The organism is Paraburkholderia sejongensis (assembly GCF_020880815.1).
GTDB classification, from domain to species: domain Bacteria; phylum Pseudomonadota; class Gammaproteobacteria; order Burkholderiales; family Burkholderiaceae; genus Paraburkholderia; species Paraburkholderia sejongensis.
This window is the reverse complement of record NZ_JAJITD010000003.1, coordinates 523,047-545,160: the sequence shown is the minus strand read 5'-3', so window position 1 is coordinate 545,160 and position 22,114 is coordinate 523,047. Positions and strand designations below refer to the sequence as shown.

19 protein-coding genes are annotated in these 22,114 nt (G+C 64.1%); 11 read left to right on the top strand and 8 right to left on the bottom strand.

Annotation, left to right across the window (positions count from 1 at the left end):
• The first annotated feature begins 43 nt into the window (after positions 1-43).
• Both LJ656_RS08575 and LJ656_RS08570 read left to right on the top strand, forming a co-directional pair.
• Complete coding sequence (locus LJ656_RS08575) at positions 44-877, top strand: sugar phosphate isomerase/epimerase family protein (protein ID WP_230508834.1); 834 nt, start codon at positions 44-46, stop codon at positions 875-877.
• Between the two features lie 117 nt (positions 878-994).
• Positions 995-1,876, top strand: a complete 882-nt coding sequence (locus LJ656_RS08570; RefSeq protein ID WP_230508833.1) for an IclR family transcriptional regulator — start codon at positions 995-997, stop codon at positions 1,874-1,876.
• 37 nt (positions 1,877-1,913) lie between these two features.
• On the opposite strand, the gene LJ656_RS08565 is transcribed toward LJ656_RS08570, so the two are convergent.
• Positions 1,914-2,918, bottom strand: a complete 1,005-nt coding sequence (locus tag LJ656_RS08565) for a porin (protein ID WP_230508832.1) — start codon at positions 2,916-2,918, stop codon at positions 1,914-1,916.
• A 288-nt stretch (positions 2,919-3,206) separates the two neighbouring features.
• Positions 3,207-5,642, bottom strand: a complete 2,436-nt coding sequence (locus LJ656_RS08560) for a membrane-bound PQQ-dependent dehydrogenase, glucose/quinate/shikimate family (protein ID WP_230508831.1) — start codon at positions 5,640-5,642, stop codon at positions 3,207-3,209.
• Between the two features lie 328 nt (positions 5,643-5,970).
• On the opposite strand from LJ656_RS08560, the gene LJ656_RS08555 reads away from it, so the two are divergent.
• Positions 5,971-6,465: a GNAT family N-acetyltransferase gene (locus LJ656_RS08555; RefSeq protein WP_230508830.1), complete on the top strand. Its 495-nt coding sequence runs from the start codon at positions 5,971-5,973 to the stop codon at positions 6,463-6,465.
• Between the two features lie 3 nt (positions 6,466-6,468).
• Here LJ656_RS08555 and LJ656_RS08550 read toward each other — a convergent pair whose 3' ends face one another.
• A complete protein-coding gene (locus LJ656_RS08550) occupies positions 6,469-7,374 on the bottom strand; it encodes a DMT family transporter (RefSeq protein WP_230508878.1) in 906 nt (301 codons plus the stop codon).
• A 152-nt stretch (positions 7,375-7,526) separates the two neighbouring features.
• Between LJ656_RS08550 and LJ656_RS08545 the strand changes: the two genes are divergently transcribed.
• Positions 7,527-8,468: a LysR family transcriptional regulator gene (locus tag LJ656_RS08545; RefSeq protein ID WP_230508829.1), complete on the top strand. Its 942-nt coding sequence runs from the start codon at positions 7,527-7,529 to the stop codon at positions 8,466-8,468.
• 27 nt (positions 8,469-8,495) lie between these two features.
• Here LJ656_RS08545 and LJ656_RS08540 read toward each other — a convergent pair whose 3' ends face one another.
• Entirely contained in the window at positions 8,496-9,359 is an 864-nt protein-coding gene (locus tag LJ656_RS08540; protein WP_230508828.1) for an alpha/beta fold hydrolase, read from the bottom strand.
• Between the two features lie 98 nt (positions 9,360-9,457).
• Here LJ656_RS08540 and LJ656_RS08535 point away from each other — a divergent pair, with 98 nt between their 5' ends.
• On the top strand, positions 9,458-10,321 hold the full coding sequence (locus tag LJ656_RS08535) for a LysR substrate-binding domain-containing protein (RefSeq protein WP_230508827.1): 864 nt from the start codon (positions 9,458-9,460) through the stop codon (positions 10,319-10,321).
• A gap of 362 nt (positions 10,322-10,683) precedes the next feature.
• Positions 10,684-13,209 (top strand): glucose/quinate/shikimate family membrane-bound PQQ-dependent dehydrogenase, encoded by a 2,526-nt coding sequence (locus LJ656_RS08530; protein ID WP_230508826.1) that lies wholly within the window; start codon positions 10,684-10,686, stop codon positions 13,207-13,209.
• A 627-nt stretch (positions 13,210-13,836) separates the two neighbouring features.
• Here LJ656_RS08530 and LJ656_RS08525 read toward each other — a convergent pair.
• Genes LJ656_RS08525 through LJ656_RS08515 form a run of 3 tightly spaced genes read right to left on the bottom strand, consistent with a single transcriptional unit; the run spans position 13,837 to position 14,926 of the window.
• Complete coding sequence (locus LJ656_RS08525; RefSeq protein ID WP_230508825.1) at positions 13,837-14,106, bottom strand: hypothetical protein; 270 nt, start codon at positions 14,104-14,106, stop codon at positions 13,837-13,839.
• A 22-nt stretch (positions 14,107-14,128) separates the two neighbouring features.
• Positions 14,129-14,605, bottom strand: coding sequence for a DUF2778 domain-containing protein (locus tag LJ656_RS08520; protein WP_230508824.1), 477 nt, complete (start codon positions 14,603-14,605; stop codon positions 14,129-14,131).
• Between the two features lie 21 nt (positions 14,606-14,626).
• Entirely contained in the window at positions 14,627-14,926 is a 300-nt protein-coding gene (locus tag LJ656_RS08515) for an Hcp family type VI secretion system effector (RefSeq protein ID WP_230508823.1), read from the bottom strand.
• A 321-nt stretch (positions 14,927-15,247) separates the two neighbouring features.
• On the opposite strand from LJ656_RS08515, the gene LJ656_RS08510 reads away from it, so the two are divergent.
• Positions 15,248-16,840, top strand: coding sequence for an EAL domain-containing protein (locus tag LJ656_RS08510; RefSeq protein ID WP_230508822.1), 1,593 nt, complete (start codon positions 15,248-15,250; stop codon positions 16,838-16,840).
• A gap of 83 nt (positions 16,841-16,923) precedes the next feature.
• On the opposite strand, the gene ppk2 is transcribed toward LJ656_RS08510, so the two are convergent.
• Positions 16,924-17,742 (bottom strand): polyphosphate kinase 2, encoded by an 819-nt coding sequence (ppk2, locus tag LJ656_RS08505; protein ID WP_230508821.1) that lies wholly within the window; start codon positions 17,740-17,742, stop codon positions 16,924-16,926.
• 283 nt (positions 17,743-18,025) lie between these two features.
• Here ppk2 and LJ656_RS08500 point away from each other — a divergent pair, with 283 nt between their 5' ends.
• From LJ656_RS08500 to LJ656_RS08485, 4 genes are all read left to right on the top strand, one after another.
• Positions 18,026-18,613: a BPSL1445 family SYLF domain-containing lipoprotein gene (locus LJ656_RS08500; RefSeq protein ID WP_329958833.1), complete on the top strand. Its 588-nt coding sequence runs from the start codon at positions 18,026-18,028 to the stop codon at positions 18,611-18,613.
• Positions 18,614-19,723: 1,110 nt separating this feature from the next.
• Entirely contained in the window at positions 19,724-20,845 is a 1,122-nt protein-coding gene (locus LJ656_RS08495) for a two-component system sensor histidine kinase NtrB (protein ID WP_230508820.1), read from the top strand.
• Positions 20,842-21,468: a response regulator transcription factor gene (locus LJ656_RS08490; RefSeq protein ID WP_230508819.1), complete on the top strand. Its 627-nt coding sequence runs from the start codon at positions 20,842-20,844 to the stop codon at positions 21,466-21,468. Before LJ656_RS08495 ends, LJ656_RS08490 begins: the two co-directional genes overlap by 4 nt.
• 166 nt (positions 21,469-21,634) lie before the next feature.
• Positions 21,635-22,024: a response regulator transcription factor gene (locus LJ656_RS08485; protein WP_230508876.1), complete on the top strand. Its 390-nt coding sequence runs from the start codon at positions 21,635-21,637 to the stop codon at positions 22,022-22,024.
• The last annotated feature ends 90 nt before the right edge of the window (positions 22,025-22,114 follow it).

Sequence of the window (22,114 nt, the reverse complement as noted above, 5' to 3'; positions counted from 1 at the left end):
GAATCCGGATGCAATACGAAATGAACCGCTACCAGGAGAGATCATGAATCAGACCAACGCACGTGCGCTGTCGTTGTCGGCGTTGACCGTGCTCGAACTGTCGCCGCCGCAGATGGTGCAGTGCGCGGTCGACGCCGGCTACGACTTTGTCGGCCTGCGCCTGCTGCCCGCGACCGATCACGAAGTGCGCCATGAAATCGTCGGCGATACCGTGCTGAAGCGCGAAACGCTCGCGGTGTTGAAGGACACCGGCATGCGTGTGCTCGATGCGGAGATCCTGCGGTTGAAGCCGGATACCGACGTGAACGCGTACAAGCCGATGCTCGACACCGCGGCCGAACTCGGCGCGCGCTACATCCTGGTTGCCGGCAACGATCCCGATGCGGCACGTACCGCCGAGCGGCTCGCTCAGCTGTGCGAACTGGCCGCGCCGCTCGGGCTGACCCCGTCGCTCGAACCGATGCCGTGGACCGACGTGAAGAACATCACCGAAGGCGCGCGCATCGTGAAGGCGAGCGGCAAGAAAAACACCGGGCTGATCATCGATCCGATTCACTTCGACCGCGCCGGCTCGTCGCTCGACGAACTGCGCGCGCTGCCGCGCGACTACTTCGGCTACGTGCAGTTCTGCGACGCGCCGGCCGAGCGTCCGGCCGATGTCGACACGCTGCTGTACCAGGCGCGCTGCGCGCGGATGACGCCGGGCGAAGGCGGTCTCGATCTGGTCGGCATCCTGCGCGCGCTGCCCGATCATCTGCCGGTCAGCATCGAAGTGCCGAACGAACAATGGGCGAAGACCGCAAACGCGCTGCAGCGCGCGCGCCGTCTGCGCGAGGCCACGCTGGCGGTGCTCGAACAGGCCCGCGTCACCGCTTGAGCGCGCCGCTTTAGAGGAGGCACTCCGGCGCCCGCCCGCGCAGACGATTTCGCTTGAATTCCACACTGGAATCATGTTCTCATTTGCGTCTCGACTGTTTTGAATGAGATTAACGATATGGCAGGCAATCTGGAGCGGGCGCTGGCGGTACTCGAACTGTTGGCGAAAAACGGCGGCCGCATGCAGCTTGCGGAGATCGCGGACACGCTGAACATTCCGCGCAGCGGCACGCATCGTCTGCTGGCGATGCTGATCGACGAAGGTTTCGTGCGCCAGGACGAGGATCACGGCGAATACATGCTGGCGCTGAAGCTGGTGTCGCTCGGGCTGATCTATCTGTCGACCAGCGGCGTGTCGGATATTTCGCAACCGGTGCTCGACCGGCTGGCGGAGTCGTCGGGCGAGCTGGCGCGGCTCGGCGTGGTCGAGGACGATCACCTGACCTTCGTCGGCAAGGCGCAGGGCGCGAAGTCGGGGCTGCGCTACGACCCGGACATGGGCAGCCAGCCGCCGCTGCATTGCACCGCGAGCGGCCAGGCGTGGCTGTCCACGTTGCCGGACGAACGGGCGATCGAACTGGTGTCGAAGCAGGGCGGCCTCGCGCCGAAATCGGTGAGCGCGCCGCGCGCGCCGAAAACCATTCAGCAGTTCCTGAAAGATCTAAACGGCGCGCGGCAACGCGGCTACGGGGTGGCGATCGAGACTTACGAGGCGGGGATGACGTCGATCGCGGCGCCGGTGAAAAATCCGGTGACCGGCGAGGTGGTCGGGATCGTCAGTCTGGCGGGGCCGACCAGCCGCTTGCCCGAAGCGCGTCTGAAGGAACTGGCGCCGTCGCTGCTGAGCGCGGCGGCGGATATGGGCGCCGCGACGCTGAGTTCGCCGCTGTTCAAACGGCCGTCGCCGGCGGCGGTAGCGGCGACTGCCCAGGAGCCGGTGGCGGCTCCGGCGTCCACCGCTGCGGCGAAGCGGCGCTCGCGTACGCCGGTGCGGGCCTGACGGAAATCTCGCGGCGGCCCTTTGCGGAAGCCGCCGCTCAGAAGCGCTCGATCATCCCGAACTGCACCCCTCTTACCGACGCGCCGGGCCACGACGGCGTCAGGCCGGTGACGTTGACGCCCTTGAGCGTGAACGTCGCCGCGCCGCGATTGTGCAGCCATCCCGCGCTCGCATAGAGCAGCAGATTTTTCGACATATCGTATTCGCACGCGGCGCTGTACTGGTCGGCATCGTCGTCGCCGCCGGAGCGGTCGCGCAGATACGTGTATCCGAGCGACACGCGCAACGCGCGATTCACCGCATAGCGTGCGGAAACCGAGACGCCGTCGTTGTGATAGCGCGGCGTGCCGCCATCGCCATTGAAATACGAAAGAAAGCCGGTCAGCGGACCGAACGCGTACGACACGCCGCCGAGATTCGCGCGCAACGCGCCGCTGCCGTGCGTCTGTTGATGCGCGTACGACACGCGCAACGGTCCGTCGTGCCATGTAAAGGTTTCGACGTGACCGGCGAGGCCGTTGCCGTCGCCGTCGTTGGCATCGCGTAGCGAGGTCATCACCGTGGTCGAGAAACCGTGGATTTCCGGCGACAGGTAGCTGACCGCATTGCTGAAGTACGGCGTGATCTTCGACAGATTGTCGAGACCCGACGCGAGCGTGCCCGCGCCGAACGCATCGAGCTGGCCTTTGAACGGAATGTAGATCGGCGAGTACTGGCGGCCCATCCGCACCGTGCCGTAGCGCGTGCCCACGCCGATCCACGCCTGACGGTTGAACATCGTGTTCGCGACCGCGAAGCCGCCGTTCGTCGAATTGAAACCGTTCTCGAGATCGAACAGGATTTTCGCGCCGTTGCCGATATCCTCTGCGCCGCGCACGCCGAAGCGCGAGCCGCGATACGCGCCCGAGTCCATTCGCGCGACATAGCCGGCGCCGGGGTTGGTGATTTCGACGCTGCTGTCGATCGCGCCGTATAGCGTGACGCTGCTTTGCGCATGGGCGGTGGACCCGTGAATCGCGAGCAGCGCGGCGATGACGGCCAAACCTGGCTGCGGGAAATGGCGCCGCTTGATGAGCGCTTTGGCGGCTCGGAAAGAGTGATTCATGCTTAAGCGATGGATGTCGAACTCACGGCTTGCGATGGCTCGGCAGGCAGTCGGGCCGCAAGCAACGAGATGAGAAAGCCGGGATAAAGCGAAGTAAAGCGAAGTGGGCTTGCCAGGCGTCGAGTGCGTCGCACTTAAACAAAAGCCGGCGGCTCGCGCCACCGGCTTCGTTTAATGCAGCGGGGCAGATGCGGCGATTAACACCGCATCCGCTCCAACGCCCGCTTACTTGCCGTCAGGCAATGCAAACGCGATCACATAGTCGCCGCGATCCGGCGATTGCCGCGCGCCGCCGGCCGAGATCACGATGTACTGCTTGCCGTCGATCACATAGCTGATCGGCGTGCCCTGGCTGCCGACCGGCAGACGGGCCTTCCACACTTCCTTGCCGGTCGAGCTGTCGAACGCGCGCAGGTAGTAGTCCTGGGTGGCCGCGAAGAACACGAGGCCGCCGCCGGTCGCGAGCGAGCCGCCGATGGTCGGCATCCCGACCGGAGTCGGCAGCGACATCTTCACGCCATGCAGACGACTGTCGCGCACCGTGCCGAGCGGCACCTGCCACGCGATGCTGCGGGTCTTCAGATCGATCGCGGTCAGCGAGCCGAACGGCGGCTTCTGACACGGAATGCCGATCGGCGAGAAGAAGCGATCCTTGGTCACCGAGTACGGCGTGCCGCCGAGCGGCACCGCGCCCATCCCGGCATTGACCGCTTCATTGCCGTCCGAGCTGCCGCCGCGCTGCGCTTCCTTGACGAGGTGTACCCACAGACCCAGGCGCATGTCGTTCGAGAACACCATCCCCGAGTTCGGATCGTAGGACAGCCCGCCCCAGTTCATCCCGCCCAGCGAGCCGGGGAAGCTGAGCGAACGGTCGGTATCCGGCGCGGTGAACAGGCCGTCGTAGCGCATCCCGCGGAAGACCACCCGGCACATCAGCTGATCCATCGCCGTCATGCCCCACATGTCCGATTCCTTCAGCACGTCCGCGCCGATTTGCGGCATGCCGACCGACAGCGGCTGCGTTTTCGCATACGGCTCGTTCGGAATCGTCGCGGGCTTGACCCGATGTTCGATCACGTCGGTGAGCGGCTTGCCGGTCAGACGGTCGAGCACGAACAGCTGACCCATCTTGGTGCCGACGATCAGCGCCGGAACCCGCTTGTCGCCGACCGGGAAGTCGACGAGGGTCGGCTGCATCGGTACGTCGTAGTCCCAAAGATCGTGGTGCACGGTCTGGAAGTGCCACTTCTCGGCGCCGGTGGTTGCATCGAGCGCGAGAATCGACGCGCCGTACGACTCGTCGAGCGCGGTGCGCTTGACGCCCCACAGATCGATCGCCGCGTTGCCGACCGGCATGAACACGATGTTCGAGGTCGGATCGTACGACATCGGCGCCCACACGTTCGGCGTCGAGCGCGTGAAGGTCTTGCCTTCGGCCGGTGCATTGCGGTCCGCCGGATTGCCTGGATCGAACGCCCACTTCATCCGGCCGCTGATCACGTCGAAGCCGCGAACCACGCCGCCGGGCATGTCGAGCGACACGTTATCGGCGACCCGTCCGCCGACCACGACGGTGGTGCCGGCGACGGTCGGCGCCGAGGTCATCTGATACAGCGGGCTCGTCGCCTTGCCGAGACCGTCCTTCAGATCGATCACTCCGTCCTTGCCGAAATCGGCGCACAGCTTGCCGGTATCCGCGTCGAGCGCGACCAGCTTCGCATCGATCGTGTTCATGAAGATGCGCCGGCGGCAGATCGCCGGATCGGCCGGGGCGTCGGCAGCGGCGACCGGCGTCGAACCGGCGGCCGTCGGCTGCACCAGCGGCTTTGCGCTATCGAAATACGCGAGGCCGCGGCAGCGCACCCAGACTGTCGTCTTGGTCGGGAACTCGTGGCGCCACTTTTCGGCGCCACTGGTGGCGTCGACGGCGATCACCGTGTTGTGCGGTGTGCACAGGAAGAGCGTGCGGCCGACCTGCAAAGGCGTGAGCTGATCTTCCGAGCCGCCGCCGTCCGGACTGAGCGGCACGTCGCCGGTGCGGAAGGTCCACGCGACCTGCAGGTTCTTCACGTTGTCGCGATTGATCTGCGTCGCGCCCGCAAAGCGGTCGCCGCCGGCCGAGTGGCCGTACGCGGTCCAGTCGCTGGAGCCGGCGTTATTCGCGTTGTTGCTCGCGACCGGCGGCACGCTTTCCGTGCCGAATTGGCCGTGAGGAATGAACATGCCCCAGACGAACGCGACGTTGCAGGCCAGCAGCACGAGGCCGAAACCCCAGGCGGCCGCCTTCGCCGGCGTCTTGCCTTCGCCGCCGCGCAGCAGCGGAAAGAGCGGCGTCATGACGAGGCCGATCACGGTGAACATGAAGAGTCGCGCGGTCAGCGGCCAGAATTCGAAGCCGGCTTCCCAGAACGACCACAGCGCGGTGGCAAGCAGAAAAATCGTGTAGATCACATACGCGCTGGAGCGGCGGCGCGCGAGTTGAATACCTGCGACGAAGAGCGCGAGGCCGGCCGGCAGGTAATACCAACTGCCGCCGCGCGCGATCAGCATGCCGCCGCCGATCGCGAAGAACAGGCCCAGCAGCACGAGCACGAGCCCGGCGAGCAGCAGCCCAATACGGGCGCCATTGGACGCCCTTTCAACTGTTGTTTGTTTTGACATTGTTTCCTCATTCCCCGTGCACGGAAGAGTTCGTGCACGGCACCATCGGTTAAGTCGCGGACACGCCACGGCAAGCAGTAGCGTGGCGACTCAATGGAATACCGAAGATTCCCGAACGATCGGTCGATCGCCTAATTAACTGGATGGTACATTTTAAAGCAAAATCGCGAATAACGTCTGGAATAGGGCATTGCGGTTTGCGGCAAAGTGGGGCTGTCGGCGTGTCCGGCTCGATGCAAACCGCGGAGAGGATGGCCGTGATATCGAGTGCGCGGCTGCGCGCGTGCCCTATCATTACGGGTTCGAATTCGCCTGCCGACGACTAGCTATGAGCAACGCCATCCACTTTCGCAACGCACAGCCGATCGACGTCGACCGCTGCTACCAGATCGAAATTTCCGCCTATGAGGGCGACGAGGCGGCGACCCGCGAAAAGATCGCGACCCGCATCGCGCAGTATCCGCAGGGTTTCCTCGTGATGGAGATCGACGGCCGGGTGGTCGGCTTCATCAATTCGGGCTGCGCGTACGACGTCGTCATGTCGGACGAGGCGTTCAAGGAACTGGTCGGCCACGATGCGGCCGCGCCCAACGTGGTGATCATGTCGGTGGTGCTCGATCCCGCCGAGCAGGGGAAGGGCTATGCGAGTCTGTTGATGCGCAAGTTCATCGAACAGATGCGCGCGATGGGTAAAGCGACCATCCACCTGATGTGCAAGGACCGCCACGTCGATCTGTATAGGAAGTTCGGCTATCAGTATGTGCGGCCTTCTGAGTCCGACCACGGCGGAATGGCGTGGCATGAGATGGTGATGACGCTTTGAGCGTCACCGCGGGGTCGCGGCGGGTCGCGCGGCGGGTTGCGCGGCCGGTCGCGCCGCGTGCGAGCGGCGCATGTTCGCGCACAGCAGGCCGAGAATGATCACCGCGATCCCGGCCACGTGGTACAGCTGGATGGTTTCGCCGAGCAGCACCCTGGACAGAATCGCACCGTAGACGGGGATCAGATGGATGAAAAGTCCGGCGCGCGCCGGACCCACCTTCGCGACCCCCGACGTGTACAGGAACGTCGCGAATACCGACGTGAATACGGCGACATAACCGATCCCCGCCAGCGAAGCGAGGTGCCATTGGGCACGATGCCCACTCGCATATTCCCATCCGAAGCACGGCAACAACGCGGCGGCCGCGACCACCAGCTGCCAGCCGAGCAGTCCCATCGGATTCAGTTTCGCGGGTAGCTGTCGCAGCCACAGCGAGTACAGCGCGAACAGCACCATGCCGAAAAAGACCGTCAGGTCTCCCGACGAAAACTGCAGGCTCACGAGCCGGCCGATTTCGCCGTGCGCGATGATCGTCAGCACGCCGATGCTCGACACCAGCATGCCGCACCATTGCGTCGCGCCGAGCCGCTGCCTGTAAAACGCCGCACCGAGCAGCGCGATCAGGACCGGGATCGTCGAGTTCAGAAGCAGCGCGTTCGACGCCGCGGTCGAATGCAGACCCGCGTACACGCACAGATTGAAGCCGGCAAGGCCGGTCAGCGACGTGCGGACCACGAGCCAGCGTGCTTGCCACAGACGGCCGGCGTCGCGCAGCATCGCGTTCCATGCGAACGGCAGCACGCACACCAGTGCGAGCAGATGGCGGGCGAACGCGAGGGTCATCGGTGGGACATCCGTGCGCAATGCGCGTCCGACAATGAAATTGCCGGCCCATAACAACGGCGGCATCGCGAGAAGCGCGAAGGGTCCGAGGGACCCTCCTGTGAGGCTGGTGGGGGCAATCGTGTCGCTGCGCATGCTGACCTCGTCGGAGCAAAACCCGATTCTGATTTTCTGCGCCCTATGCAACAATAAGATGGAAAGAAAAGGATATTTGTATTGTGCGTAAAAATCTCGATGGCGGCCTGCTGCATGCGATGCGGGCGTTTTTACGGGTAATCGACAGCGGCAGCTTCACGGCCGCGGCGCAGCAGATGGACCTGACCACCGCGCAGGTGTCGCGTCTCGTGACGGACCTCGAAAAGCGGCTCGGCGCGAAACTGCTGCAGCGTTCGACGCGGCAGCGCGCGCTGACCGACGCCGGCGCCGACTATGCCGACCGTTGCCGCGAGGTGCTGGCGCTGATCGAAGAGGCCGAAGCGGAAGTGGCGGGGCAGTCCACCGTCCCGCACGGCCGGCTCAGAGTTCAGTGCATGGTCAACTTCGGCCAGCGCTACGTGGCGCCGATGATGGGCGATTTTTGCGCGCGCTTTCCGCAGCTGACGGTCGAATACAGCACGTCGCAGTACGTGCCGGATCTGCTCGCGCGGGGCGTCGATGTCAGTTTGTATCTGGCGGAGTCGCTGGCCGACTCGGGATTGGTCGCGCGGCGGCTCGGCACGACGTTTTCGGTGTTATGCGCGGCGCCGGAATACCTGGCGAAGCATCGCAAGCTGCGCTCACCGGACCAGCTTGGAAATCATTCGATACTGCGCCTCGTGAATCCATCGGTACGGCCGGAATGGAATCTCGTCGACCGTTCCGGGGCGGCTCATCAGCTCGATCTCAGAGGCCAGCTCATTGCCGATACGCCCGACATGCTGTTGGATGTCGCGCTGCGAGGCGCAGGCATTACGCTGCTGCCGCTGTTCACGGTGATCGACGCCGTGCGTGCGGGACGCTTGATGCGGGTGCTGCCGCAATGGCGCTCACCCGATATCGGCGTGTATGCGCTGCTGCCGTCGCGGCAGTTTCTCAACGCTAAAACCCGAGCGTGGCTGGAGTGGTCGGAGCAATACGTTGCGCCGCGAGTGGCGGAAGACGCGGGCTTCTTTTTGCGGTAGGCGTCGTGAGAATCGACGTGCGCGGTATTAGCCGGCAAACGCCTTCAGCGCGCGATTGAACGCGCCGGGGTTCGCGACATTCATCCCGTGCGACGCGCCGGTGATCGTCTCGCGCTCGGCGAACTCGATCCATTGTTCGAGTTTGTCGACGTTGTTGCGGAACATGCGCGGACTCTTCTGGCCGTCGATCAGCAGCGTGCGGCACTTGATGTCGCGCGCGGCTTCCTGCGTGTACGGCGGCAGCGGATCGCAGAACTGCTTGGGCAGCGTCAGCACGTTGTCGAGCGCCATGCGGCGGAAGCTTTCGCTGCTCTTTTGCCAGAACCCCGGCATGCTGACCGAATCGACGAACATCTGCAGGCCGGTGTCGAACTCGCCCTGGTGGACCAATTCCGCGACGCGCGCGCGCAGCGCGTTGGTGGCCGCCGGCATCGTGGCCGGCGTGTGCTGTGCGGGCGATTGCAGCGGGCCGCCGGGATCGGCCAGCGTCAGCGTCTTGACGAGGCGCGGAAATTCGCGCGCGAGGTGAAACGCGACGCAGCCGCCGCGCGAGTGGCCGACCAGATGCACGGGCGCGAGGTCGAGCGCGACGATGAACTCGGCGACTTCGGCGACGTGCGCTTCCCAGCTGAACTCGTCGCGGCCGTACGCATCGGCTTCGGGCCAGTAGTGGCCCAGACTCGGCGCGAAGCAGTGGAACTGTTCGCCCAGCGATGCAAGCTGCGGGTCCCAGTAGCGGTAATCGCACAACGAACCGTGGATGAACACCATCGGTTCGCCCTGGCCGGACTCGACGTACGGCACCGACAGGCTCGAAGCGGTCGTCACGAACGACGGCATCGAGTCGGCGCCGGCGAGAGCTAGGGTGGAGTGCGGGGTGCGTGCGTTCATCGTGGGGATTTCCTTTTCGACACTATGCTGCACCGCAACCACAATGAGAATCGCATAATTTTGATGGTATCGTTCAGGTTTTCTGATAGATCGCCAGAATGCCAACTGAAATCAGAGCCTTAGACCTCGATGTGCTGTCGATGATGGTCGCCGTCGCCGACGCCGGCACGATCAGCGGCGCGGCCAAACTGGTGCACCGGTCGCAGTCGGCGGTGAGCATGCAGATCCGCGCGCTGGAGACGGTGCTCGGCAAGACGCTGTTCATCCGTCATCCGCGCAGCGTGGTGCCGACCCAGGAAGGCGAGGTGCTGCTCACCTATGCACGCCGGATGCTCGCGCTGCGTGACGAAGCGTGGGCGGCGGTGGTGCGCCCGGACGTGACGGGCCGCGTGGTGATCGGCGTGCCCGACGATTACGCGTCGTCGCTGTTCCCGCCGATCCTGAAGAAATTCTCGGCCACCTATCCGAAGGTCGAGATCCAGGTGATCGGCCTGCCCAGCGTCGCGCTGCAACCGATGCTCAAGGAGGGCACGGTCGACCTCGTCTGCGCGACGCGGGTCAAGGGGCTGCACGGCGAGTTTTTGCGTCACGAGCCGATGGTGTGGGCGGCCGCGCCCGGCGAGACCGAGATCTGGCGCGAGCGACCGTTGCCGATCGCGGTGTTTCTGCCGGGCAGCGTCGCACGCGAGAAGGCGATCCACAGCCTCGAACAGGCGCGCATCAGCTACCGGACCTCGTATGAAAGTCCGAGCTTGCTCGGGCTGCTGACGATGGCCGAAGCCGGACTCGCGATCACGCCGCTGGCCAAATGCGCGGTGCCTTCTCACTTCACGCTGCTGGGGCAGGCGCATGGCTTGCCGGAGATCGGCAGTCTCGAAGTCGTGCTTGCGCGCAGCGCCGCGTCGAAGCGGCCGCCGTGCGATTTTCTGGCCGAACGGATCGTGGCCGAGTTGCGGCGTTGAGCGTGATTGAGCGTGACGCTGTTTGAAACGGTACGACACGCGCGCGGCGCTGCAATTAGACTGCAAGCCAGCGCTCGAATTAAATCGAAAGGAAAGCTAACGATTCGCGGTGATAGGGCGCCGCAACCATTACGAATTGCCAGCGCGGCACGCGCCTTTCATGACCACCACAAGGCCGACACACGAGCTCGGCAAACTTGACACGTTCGGTCTCGCAGAATACAACGGTCACACATCGGCCTCGCCGATAGCGCTATTTGCAGCCCGTAAGCGGGATGCATAGGTTCAGCGATCCGCGCCGTCCGGGCTCATGCTTTGCTCACGATGCGCTCACGTTTTTTTGTCAAGGGTGGAAGTTCATTATGTCGAGACAGTCCAGGTGGTCAGCAGTCGTCGGCGTCATCTCACTCGTGTTCCTCGCGCTCACTTCGTTGTACCTGGTGATCGGCGGGGCATGGCTGATTGCGATAGGCGGTTCGTGGTACTACCTGATCACGGGGCTGGTGCTCGCGGTCGTCACGTGGTTGCTGCATCGGCGCCAGCCTGCCGCGCTGGTGCTGTATGCGCTCGTGCTGATCGCCACCGCGGTGTGGGGATTGTGGGAGTCGGGCTCCGACTTCTGGGCGCTGGCGCCGCGCTCCGGCGTGCTGGTCGTGTTCGGCGTGTGGCTTCTGCTGCTGGTCAGCTGGCGGATGGAAGGCGCGCGCGGGCTCGGCATCGGCTCGCTGGTCGTCGCGTTGGCCGTGTGGGCCGGCGTGCTGGTCTACGCGCACTTCAACGATCCGCAGACGGTCAACGGCAGCTTCGCCGCGGCGTCGGCGGGTCCCGCCGAGACCGGCGACAGCGCCGCCGACTGGCCCGCTTATGCGCGCACCCAGGCCGGCACCCGCTATTCGCCGCTGACCCAGATCACGCCCGCCAACGTAAGGGACCTGCAGGTCGCATGGACCTTCCGCACCGGCGATCTCAAAGGGCCGAACGATCCGGTCGAGATCACCAACGAAGTCACGCCGATCAAGATCGGCGAGACGCTGTTCCTGTGTTCGCCGCATCAGATCCTGTGGGCGCTGGACGCGCGGACCGGCAAGCTGAAATGGAAGTTCGATCCCAAGCTTAAGACCGATCCGTCGTTCCAGCATGTGACGTGCCGTGGCGTGTCGTTTGTCGATCTGTCGGCGGCGGGCGCCGCGCCGGCTGCTGCTGACGCATCGGGCGCATCTGCTGCGGCGCCGGACCAGCAGGCGGCATCTGCTGCGGCAGCGGACCAGCAGGCGGCATCGGCCGCGGCGCCCGCCGGGTCCGCCGGGCAACCAGCATCCGCGCCCGCAGCGACCACCGCCGCCGCGAAAGCTGCGAACGCCGGATCGTGCATGCGCCGCATCTACCTGCCGGTCAACGACGGCCACCTGTACGCGCTCGACGCCGACACCGGCGAGCTGTGCAAAGGCTTCGCCCGCGACGGCGACCTCGACCTCCAGCATCGCCAGCCGGTGACCACACCGGGCATGTACGAGCCGACTTCGCCGCCGGTCATCACGAACAACGTGATCGTCGTCGCCGGCGCGGTCGAGGACAACTATTCGACGCGCGAACCGTCCGGCGTGATTCGCGGCTTCGACGTGCGCTCCGGCGAACTGCTGTGGGTGTTCGACCCGGGCGCGAAAGACCCGAATCTGAATCCGCCGGAAGGCGGCCACTACACGCTGACGTCGCCGAACTCGTGGGCGCCGGCCGCGTACGATCCGCAGCTCGATCTCGTGTATCTGCCGATGGGCGTAACCACGCCGGACATCTGGGGCGGCAATCGCACGGCGGAGCAGGAGCGCTTCGCGAGCGGCCTGCTGGCGCTGCATGCATCGACCGGCAAACTGGCGTGGTTCTATCAGACGGTGCACCACGATCTGTGGGACATGGATGTGCCGGCGCAACCGACGCTCGCCGACATTACCGACGCGAAAGGCAACGCGGTGCCGGTCGTGTACGTGCCGACCAAGACCGGCAACCTGTTCGTGCTCGACCGCCGCAGCGGCGCGCCGGTGGTGCCGGCGCCCGAGCGTCCGGTCCCGCAGGGGGCGGCGCCGGGCGATCATGTGTCGCCGACCCAGCCGTTTTCCGGGTTGACGTTCCGGCCGTCGAAGAATCTCACCGATGCCGACATGTGGGGCGCGACGATGTACGACCAGCTCGTCTGCCGGATCATGTTCCACAAGCTGCGCTACGAAGGCACGTTCACGCCGCCGTCGGTGCAGGGCACGCTGGTATTCCCGGGCAATCTCGGGATGTTCGAGTGGGGCGGCATCGCGGTCGATACCGACCGGCAGATCGCGATCGCCAATCCGATCGCGCTGCCGTTCGTGTCGCGGCTGGTGCCGCGCGGTCCGGGCAATCCGATCGAACCGCAGCCGGGCGCGAAAGGTTCGGGCACCGAAACGGGGATTCAGCCGCAATACGGCGTGCCGTTCGGCGTCACGTTGAACCCGTTCCTGTCGCCGTTCGGCCTGCCGTGCAAACAGCCGGCGTGGGGCTTTATTTCCGCGATCGATCTGCGCACCAACCAGATCGTGTGGAAACAGCGGATCGGCACGGTGCGGGACAGCTCGCCGCTGCCGTTGCCGTTCAGGATGGGGATGCCGATGCTCGGCGGCCCGATCATCACGGCGGGCGGCGTCGCGTTTATCGGCGCGACCGCGGATAACTATATTCGCGGTTTCGACGTCAACAACGGCCAACTGTTGTGGCAGGCGCGTCTGCCCGCCGGCGGGCAGGCCACGCCGATGAGCTATTCGGTCAACGGGCGGCAGTTCGTCGTGATTGCCGCCGGCGGTCACGGCTCGTTTGGGACCAAGCTCGGCGATTACATCATTGCCTACGCGTTGCCGGAAAAGTAAGCGGGGCGGCAGAAGAGTCGCGCCTGGACGGGGACGCCCCGTCCACGCGCGCACACGCGGCGGGCTAAGTTATCTGCCCTGCCGCCTGCCGGCCTGCGCCGCGAGTCGCGCGGTTGTCAATGGCTGGCGGCGGACGGCGCACTGCTTGCCGCTGAATCGGCGTTGGCCGGGCCGCCCGCCTTATCGGATGGTTTGCAGCCCGCACAGGTCGCTGCGAGAGCTAGCGCAAATGCGCTTGCCAGAAGCCCGCGGTAGAGAGCTGATTTCATAAGATTTCCTGACTAAGTGGCGTCAGGCCGGCTCGCTTGCGGTATGCATGCGGCAACGGCCCCGACGGTGACCGGCGATCGCCGCCGGTAGTCCGATACATCGATGCGCGGGTCGCCGCGCGATGAGGTGGAATCCGTTCGGCTATCCGATAGCCGCGCATTTCCCGTTCCCGCGATTTGCATCGGACGCTTCGGTCGGCAGGCGCAAGTAATTTCTACAACGGCGCCGCAACTTCGGCGCGACCTCGCCGAATACGGATTGTTTCCAACCTCGGTGTGCTAAGAGGGCTCAGCGCGGCGTTACGCGACAGCGGGGGCAAAAAAAGACTCGCGCTATGCGGGTCTCGTTCTGCTGTCATCAGGCACGCGAACGGCAGCGCAGCCAGTACCGCCAGATGTTGGTAATTGCGAGGTAGACAGCTGTCGCGACCAGTAGCTCGATCGTCAGCCACACCCCGATATACAAATCTTCGGGATCGCGAATCCCTAGGGCCTGTGATGTATACAGCCATGCGCGCGTTTCCGCCTGTGACCACTCATAGTGAAGCGGGCGCACACAGATAAATGACAGGCCACACAGCACCAGAAAGAGCACAACCCGGGAGCCCTTACGGGCAGGCGTTGCCATACGAGATAACCTCAATTGATCCTTATGCTTTAATCCCCGACTTACCGGCAGGGATGGTCGCTGTGCGCAACAGCGCCGAACGGATTCGCAGAAACTCAGTGCGGCTCGGTAGGGTAATGCAGCCAAGTGAAAGACCGTGGCCACCAGCCGGGTGCAACCGGAAGTTGCCGCGCATCACGCCATTAATCCAGGTGTGATCGTCAATTTTTTCGTCATCGCGATACAGCGCGAACCATTCAAAGTGATCGGACGGACTCGGCGTGTAGAAATTCCATTCATCTTTAAACCACGTGATGAGCGCGGAACCGACACCCCCAGTGGGCCGCGGCACGATCCAGTATTTACCTGCGGGCAGCGGGCCATTGTTGGGCACCATCGTGCAGCCGCCGCGATTGCGGTATTGATCATTGCCCGAGTAGGCGTTGAATGTACCGACACCATCGAAAGTGAGCGGTGAGAGCCACTGGTTATCAATCAGAAATCTTCCCGTGAGAGCCATCGTCGTGCCCCCTATCCGCGCTCATTCCATGAATCGGTGTATTTGATATTGCCGTCGAGGTAGTGCCACCGATTGCAGTGTCTGACCCGTCGCGACGGCTTTATAAAGATATGGCGTCGCGCGATCGAATTCCTTCTCTAACGCAATCGGCGAGTGCGCACGTGCGCCTGTGATTTTCCCGTTAGCCGCATCAACCGGCAGGTTCACGCCGTGTCCAAAGCTGATAATTTCGATGCTGCCCTGGCGATCCTGAACGGACGACGAACCGAGGATGTCTGCACCGCCATCATCTTTGAGCCACATGTGCGCGGGGATCGGCATATAAAACCTCCCTCAAATCGACTTTATTGAATTACGGTTGGTGCGCGAGTAGATCACAGTTCGAGTTTTGCGATGATGCATATCGAATGAGAAACCTTTCATTTGACAATAAATGACGGGTTCGTCTGCCCGCGGTGACCTGGCAACCACGAACTACCAATGTCGCCGTTGCAATTCCATTGAACCCCCCCGCAAAACCCGAGTATTCTTTTGTCTGACGTTCGGCATCCCGAACGTTTGGGGCGGCTTGCAGCGCGACCCTCACCGCGCATCCCGCCATTCACCCGCAGTCGTGCGCGCGCTCGCGCAACGGGCTTCGAAATGATCAAGCGCATCACGCTGATTACCGCTTCGATAGCCCTCGGTTGCGTCGCGACCATCGGCCCGGTGCTCACGAGTCTGTACGTCGCGCACCGCGACGTCGAGCGGCGCGACCGGGTCGAACTTCACGATCTCGCCGAAAAAGCCACGATCCGCGCGGAGATGGTCGCCTATCAGGTGCTCGCCGCGCTGGCCGATCTGAACCGCGAGCCCGGCATGCCCTGTTCGCCGGAGAACCTCGAACAGACCGCCCGCGTCATCTACAACTACCGCTTTGTGCAGGACGCCGGCGCCTACGCGAACGGCTACTACCTGTGCTCGCCGCTGCTGACTGGCGCCGAGCAGGGCGAGCTGGGCCTGCCGCCGCCGGATTACCGCGGCACCGACGGCTATTTGTTGTGGTTCCAGCGCCAGAGTCCGCTCAGCGACGCGCGCAAGGACATCCTGATCGGCCACGACGGCCACTACGTTTCGATCGATCCGGCTTCGTTTGTCGACCTGATCGATCCGGCCCGCCGCCCGATCGCGGTCATCCACATTCCGTCGGGCACGCTGCTCGCGGTGTCGACCGGGACCGATCCGGACGAGATGCTCCGCGTGTGGAAAAACGGCGACAACGCGCAAAGCGCCAACTGGAATTACGCGGTCACCCGCTCGCCGACCCAGCCGCTCGCGGTGGTCGTGAAATCGCCGCGCAGCAGCGCCGCCGGCGATTGGCCGAAGCTGCTCGCCGGCTGGCTGACCATCGGCGTGGCCGCCGGCGGGGTGCTCGGCTGGCTCGCCTACCGGCGCGTGTCGCGACAGCTGTCGTTCGTCGCCCGGCTCGAATGGGCGATCGCGCGGCGCCGGATCGAGGTCGTTTATCAACCGATCATGCGGCTCGCCGACGGCCAGTGCGTCGGCGTGGAGGCGCTGGTGCGCTGGACCCAGAACGGCCGCGTGATCTCGCCGGAGGTGTTCGTGCGGGTCGCCGAGCAGAACCGGCTGATCGAGCCGTTGACCGATCTCGTGCTCGAACAGACGCTCGCGCAACTGGGTCCGTTGCTGCGCGCGAATCCATCGTTCTACGTATCGATCAACGTCAGCTGCGACGATCTGGGCAGCCGCCGGTTCCTCGACCGGCTCACCGCATCGCTCGCCGGCACCGGTATTGCGCCGGCGCAGCTGCGGGTCGAGGCGACCGAGCGCAGCTTTCTGAACGCGGACACCACCCGCGACGTGATTGCCGCGTTCCGCGCGGCCGGGCACCCGGTCTATATAGACGACTTCGGCACCGGCTATTCGAGCCTTTCCTATTTACAGAGCTTCCGCGTCGACGTGTTGAAAATCGACAAGTCGTTCGTCGATACGATCGTGCAGGACGCGGCTTCGAGCGTGGTCGCGCCGCATATCATCGCGATGGCTCACGAACTGGGTGTGGAACTCGTTGCGGAAGGCGTGGAGTCGGCGGCGCAGGCCGCGTGGCTGCGCGACAGGGGCGTGCAGTATGCGCAGGGCTGGTATTACGCGAAGGCGATGTCCGCCGCCGAGTTGACCAACTGGCTCGCCAGCCATCGCCGCGCATGCGAACTGGATAGCGCGCCGGTGGCGTGAGAAACGTCGGCGAGCCTGAGTGTGAGCCGACGCCGCCGCCAGCGCCGCATCAGAACCGCTGCCGCGTCAAGACCGTCGCCGCATCAAAACCGCTCGGCCACGTATTTAAACGGATAGTCCGGCGGCGTATAGCCCTCCGCCTTCTGCCGCTTCGGCAGCGTCACCTTCTTGCGCGGCATCTGTTTGTAAGGTACCCGGCTCAGCATGTCGCTGATGATGTTCAGCCGCGCGCGCCGCTTGTCGTTCGAATCCGCTACGTACCACGAAGCATAATCGGTGTCGGACGCGGCGAACATCGCGTCGCGCGCGCGCGAGTAGTCGTACCAGCGGCTGTACGACTTCAGATCCATGTCGGTCAGCTTCCACGTCTTGCGACCATCGTGAATGCGCGCTTCGAGCCGCCGCGTCTGCTCGTCCGCGCTGACCTCCAGCCAGTATTTGAGCAGGATGATGCCGGACTCGACGATTGCCCGCTCGACCAGCGGCACCGCCTTGAAAAACGCTGTCACCTCCGCCTCGGAGCAGAAGCCCATCACCCGTTCGACGCCCGCGCGGTTGTACCAGCTGCGATCGAAGATCACCACTTCGCCGGCGGCCGGCAGATGTGGCACGTAGCGCTGCATGTACATCTGGCTTTTCTCGCGCTCGCTCGGCGCGGGCAGCGCGACCACCCGGAACACCCGCGGGCTGACGCGTTCGGTCATCGCCTTGATCGTGCCGCCCTTGCCGGCGCCGTCGCGTCCCTCGAACACGATGCAGACCTTGGCGCCGGTCTGCACCACCCACTCCTGCAGCTTGACGAGTTCCACGTGCAGGTCGAATAGCGCCTTGCGGTACGCCTTCCCCGAAAGCGAGCGCTCTTCTTTCGTCGACGCTTCGTTGTCCGACGTTTTGCTGGTCATTTGGGTGTCTCCAATGGATGCGCGCAACCGGGCCATGATCCGGCGCTCGTATCCAGGGTACGACGCCGCTGCGCACAAGACCATACGACCTTGGTCCAATAGCGCCGGGCGGGGCGGCTCGGGCAACTTGCGCGGTGCGTCCGCTTCGCATCCGGCGCTGGCTGTAAGACCAAGGTCCGATGGCCGCGACGGCGGGCGATGACATCATGAGACTGCAAACATGCCAGGCGGCACCGGTCGCACGCACCGGCGCGTCGTCACATAACCAGAACGGAGGTCGACGGTGAACAGACGGAACTTTGTGCAAACCCTCGCGTTGTCCACCATCGCCGCGAATCTCGCGCTGGCGGGCTGCACGATGACGCCGGGAAGCGGCAAGACCCCGGAGACCAATGCCTCGAAACGGCAGGCGATCGATGCCGCGGTCGACGGTACGCTGTCGCGTCTGTTCGGCACGGTGCAGGGTTCGAGAGAACTCGTCGATAAAGCGCAGGGGGTGCTGGTGTTTCCCGACGTGAAGAAGGCCGCGTTCATTGTCGGCGCCGAGTACGGCGAGGGCGCGTTGCGGGTGCACGGCACGACGGTCGGCTACTACAGCACCGCGGCCGCGTCGTTCGGGCTGCAGGCGGGCGCGCAATCGACCGCGGTGATCTTCCTGTTCATGACGGCAGACGCGCTGCAGAAATTCCAGAACTCGGCGGGCTGGTCGGTGGGCGGCGATGTCGCGGTATCGCTCGTGAAGGTCGGCGCGAACGGCGCGATCGACTCGAACTCGGTGTCATCGCAGGTCGTTGCGATGGTGCTGACCAATACCGGCCTGATGGCGGATCTGTCGCTCGCGGGCACCAAGGTCACGCGGCTCGATATCTAGCGACGCGCGGAGTGCGGGCGTTCGCCGCGCCGCATCGCACGGCGCGGTGCGGGCGCGGTAGGACTGCGCGCTTCGCATTGCGCGTGGTTGAAAAATACGCGGCGCCGGTTGCAACCGGCGCCGTCGCTTTTTGTATTGAATCGATTCGAACGGGTTGCGCCGTCCGTCCAGAAGCGCCAATTCTTTTCCAATTCCGCCATCGCCCGCCGCCGTATTGAGCGATTGACCACGCGCTCAAACGGATTCGTGCACGGCCGCCAAAACGATCGGTTTCGACGATCATCGGTTTGCCAATAAATCTCATTCGCGCAAATTTGATTGGGATCAAACCAATTGCTTAAATTCGCGGCAATTTGGTGTGCGGATTTATTGAAATCTGTTATTAGAGTTGTTAAAGGAGATGGCGGCGCGTGACCCGCGAGCGCGGTGCGAGCTGCGTGGCAGCGTGCCATCTCCGCCGCGCGGTGTTGGTCCTATATGTTATGCGTTATGCGTCGCAGCCCGGCTGCGCATAATTAAACGAATAAAAAACAGGCGATACGGTGGATGTCGTAAACGTGCTACAGATGGCGGAACTTGCATAGATTTTTTTTCCGTACGCGTAAACGCCGGTGGCAGAAAATACATGCAAACCAGGCATTTCATTTTGCCCATGACCTATACTGGTGGAGCTATCGGAAAACCGACAAAAAGTAAGGGGCGGACATACGAGGGTTCGCTCGAGAAGGGGTAAGTCCAGCTGAAAAAGAATCCGTGGTGCCAATCCGGAGATACCGAATGATCAATCTGATCGTACACGGCAGACATCTGGCAATGGAGGCGGCGGGGATACTAACGGCACTGTATGCGCAGCAGTGGCGTGTAGCGAAAAACCCTTCCGCGGTAGCTTCCCGTGTTGCCAGAACTCCCGAGATCCAGGGACACAGCCTTTCCAGTTTCACGTCTCCCATCCCGTTTCGCCAGCCGTTCCCGTCCAATGCCGCCGGTATGACGGCTAGTGCGCCGGTGGCCGCCGGCGCGCCGCGCACGTCGGCAGCGGGCTGGCTGAGATCCGCGGCAGCGGCCTGGCGGCCGTGGCGGCACAGCGGTCGCGACCCGCTTGCGCGGCAGATGCTCACTGCAAAGACCCGCTTCGGCGAGACGCTGAACATGCTGCCGGTGCCGATCGTTACGGCCGATCAATCCGACCGGATCGTATTCGCGAATGACAGAGCGGCGCAGCTGTTCGGCTATACGCGGGAAGAACTGATCGGCGGATCCACCGCGATGCTGTTTCCGGGCGCCGGCCCGTGCGCCGCCAACCCGGCCGGCGCGGCCAATCAGGCGCTTCGAGGCGCGACTAGCGCCGGCGCGGTCCACACGCTGATCGCGCGGCGTCGCGACGGCGTCAGTTTTCCGGCCGAAGCGGAAACCAGCCATTGCCGCATCGCGAACCAGCTGCTGCAGATCACGACGATTTCGGACTGGAGCAAGTGCCCGGAATTCGGCCGTAATCCTAAGGAACTCGAACATCTGGCGCGCGCGTCGTCGCTCGGCGAACTGGCCGGATCGCTCGCGCACGAGTTGAAGCAGCCGCTCACCGCGATCCTGTTCAACGCGCAGGCGGCGAAGAAATTCATCGATTCGGAAACCGTCAATCTCGCGGAGCTGCGCGAGGCCCTCGAAGATATCGTCAGCGACAACTGCCGCGCGAACGACGTGATCCAGAAAATTCGCGCGCTGGTGCGCAAGGGCGATGTGGAATTGCAGATGCTGGACGTGGGAAGCGTGGTGCGCGACATCGCGCTGCTCGTGCACAGCGATGCGCTGACCCGCGAGGTGCGCACGAGCTTCGATATCGCCGACAACCTCGCGTTGATTTGCGGCGATCGGGTGCAGCTTCAGCAGGTGGTGCTGAACCTGCTGCTGAACGCATTCGATGCGGTCAAGGATTGCGCGCCCGCCGACCGGCTGGTCGAAACGATCGTGCGCGAGGAGCCGGACGGCCATGTGCGGATCACGGTGAAAGACCGCGGGCAAGGTCTGACCGTCGACAACATGGACAAGATTTTCCGGCCTTTCTTTACTACCAAGCCGCAAGGGCTCGGTCTGGGGCTGTCGATCAGCCGCACGATCGCGACCGCTCACCAGGGCCGGCTGTGGGCCGAGAACAACGACGATCGCGGCGCATCGTTTCACCTCACGCTGCCGCTGAGCCGCGGCGGCCGTCAGCCTGGCGGGTTGCGCGCATGACGAACCTGAGTGCCAGCCGGGTCTTTGTCGTCGACGACGACGATAGCGTGCGTGCCGCGCTCGCGCGTTTGCTGCGCGCGTCGGGCTATAACGTCGAATCGCTCGACTGTCCGCAGGCGTTGCTGGAGCGTGCCGATCTGGCGAGCCAGCCGGCCTGCGTCGTGCTCGATCTGCAGATGCCGGGCATGACGGGGCTGGAAGTGCAGCAAAAGCTCGCGCGCCTGCTGCCGATCGTGTTTCTGACCGGCCACGGCGACGTCAGCTCGAGCGTCGAGGCGATGAAAGGCGGCGCGCTCGACTTCCTGCCGAAACCGGTCGCCGAAGCGCAGCTGCTCGCGGCGGTCGAGCGCGCGCTCAAGCGTGCGTGCATCGAAAGCGAACGGCGCCACGAACGCGCGGAAATCGAGGAGCGCATCAGCCATCTGACCCGCCGCGAGCGCGAGGTAATGGACCTCGTCGTGACCGGCCGGCTGAACAAGCAGGTCGCCAGCGACCTGGGCGCGGCCGAGAAGACCATCAAGATTCACCGCGCGCGGGTGATGGAAAAAATGAAGGCGAAAACCATCGTCGAGCTCGTTCAGCTGGTGACCAAGGCGCGCGCCTACGCAACCGACGAGGAATAATTTGCAGGCTGCCCGGCGCGTGGCCGGGCCGAGTGGCGGCGCCGTGATCGCGCGTGTCGCTCTACTGCTCCTGGTGGACCAAAGTCCTATATCACGGGGAGCTTTCAACAGTTACGCTGGGGCTTCGACGATCTACCTGGCGGAACATTCGCGCTCGCGCCGCATTATGGTCAATCCGAACCAAATTGTTGCGGTGGTCGATGACGACGAGTCGGTATGTCGGGCTATCAAGCGCTTGTTGCATTCCGAAGGTATCCGAGCAGAGACGTTCGCGAGCGGTGACGAGTTTCTGAATACGCTTTCGGCAATTCCGTCATATCGCCCCGCGTGTGTGATCGTCGACGTGCAGATGCCCGGAGTCAACGGCCTCGAGGTCCAACGCCAACTCGCGTTACTCGGCGTACCCGTGATCATGATCAGCGCTTACGACGACCTCGCCGTGCGCCAGGCCGCGCTCGCGTCCGGCGCCGCCGCGTATCTGCGCAAGCCGTTCAACAGCGCGATCCTGTTCAAGGCCGTCGAGATGGCGATCGCCGGTCCGCAGCCCGGACCGTGACGCACGCGCGATATGAGACCAAGGTCCCATTGTCGCGATATTTCCGAACTACCACACTGAATCCTGCCGACGCATCGAACGGGAGAGCGC

Excerpts from the sequence above, each read along its gene's own strand:
- LJ656_RS08570 (WP_230508833.1), top strand. The coding sequence starts at position 995 with ATGGCAGGCAATCTGGAGCGGGCGCTGGCGGTACTCGAACTGTTGGCG.
- LJ656_RS08550 (WP_230508878.1), bottom strand. The coding sequence starts at position 7,374 with ATGCCGCCGTTGTTATGGGCCGGCAATTTCATTGTCGGACGCGCATTG.
- LJ656_RS08510 (WP_230508822.1), top strand. The coding sequence starts at position 15,248 with ATGATCAAGCGCATCACGCTGATTACCGCTTCGATAGCCCTCGGTTGC.
- ppk2 (WP_230508821.1), bottom strand. The coding sequence starts at position 17,742 with ATGACCAGCAAAACGTCGGACAACGAAGCGTCGACGAAAGAAGAGCGC.
- LJ656_RS08575 (WP_230508834.1), top strand. The coding sequence starts at position 44 with ATGAATCAGACCAACGCACGTGCGCTGTCGTTGTCGGCGTTGACCGTG.
- LJ656_RS08490 (WP_230508819.1), top strand. The coding sequence starts at position 20,842 with ATGACGAACCTGAGTGCCAGCCGGGTCTTTGTCGTCGACGACGACGAT.
- LJ656_RS08520 (WP_230508824.1), bottom strand. The coding sequence starts at position 14,605 with ATGGCTCTCACGGGAAGATTTCTGATTGATAACCAGTGGCTCTCACCG.
- LJ656_RS08525 (WP_230508825.1), bottom strand. The coding sequence starts at position 14,106 with ATGGCAACGCCTGCCCGTAAGGGCTCCCGGGTTGTGCTCTTTCTGGTG.
- LJ656_RS08485 (WP_230508876.1), top strand. The coding sequence starts at position 21,635 with ATGGTCAATCCGAACCAAATTGTTGCGGTGGTCGATGACGACGAGTCG.
- LJ656_RS08540 (WP_230508828.1), bottom strand. The coding sequence starts at position 9,359 with ATGAACGCACGCACCCCGCACTCCACCCTAGCTCTCGCCGGCGCCGAC.
- LJ656_RS08560 (WP_230508831.1), bottom strand. The coding sequence starts at position 5,642 with ATGTCAAAACAAACAACAGTTGAAAGGGCGTCCAATGGCGCCCGTATT.
- LJ656_RS08495 (WP_230508820.1), top strand. The coding sequence starts at position 19,724 with ATGCTCACTGCAAAGACCCGCTTCGGCGAGACGCTGAACATGCTGCCG.
- LJ656_RS08535 (WP_230508827.1), top strand. The coding sequence starts at position 9,458 with ATGCCAACTGAAATCAGAGCCTTAGACCTCGATGTGCTGTCGATGATG.
- LJ656_RS08555 (WP_230508830.1), top strand. The coding sequence starts at position 5,971 with ATGAGCAACGCCATCCACTTTCGCAACGCACAGCCGATCGACGTCGAC.
- LJ656_RS08515 (WP_230508823.1), bottom strand. The coding sequence starts at position 14,926 with ATGCCGATCCCCGCGCACATGTGGCTCAAAGATGATGGCGGTGCAGAC.
- LJ656_RS08530 (WP_230508826.1), top strand. The coding sequence starts at position 10,684 with ATGTCGAGACAGTCCAGGTGGTCAGCAGTCGTCGGCGTCATCTCACTC.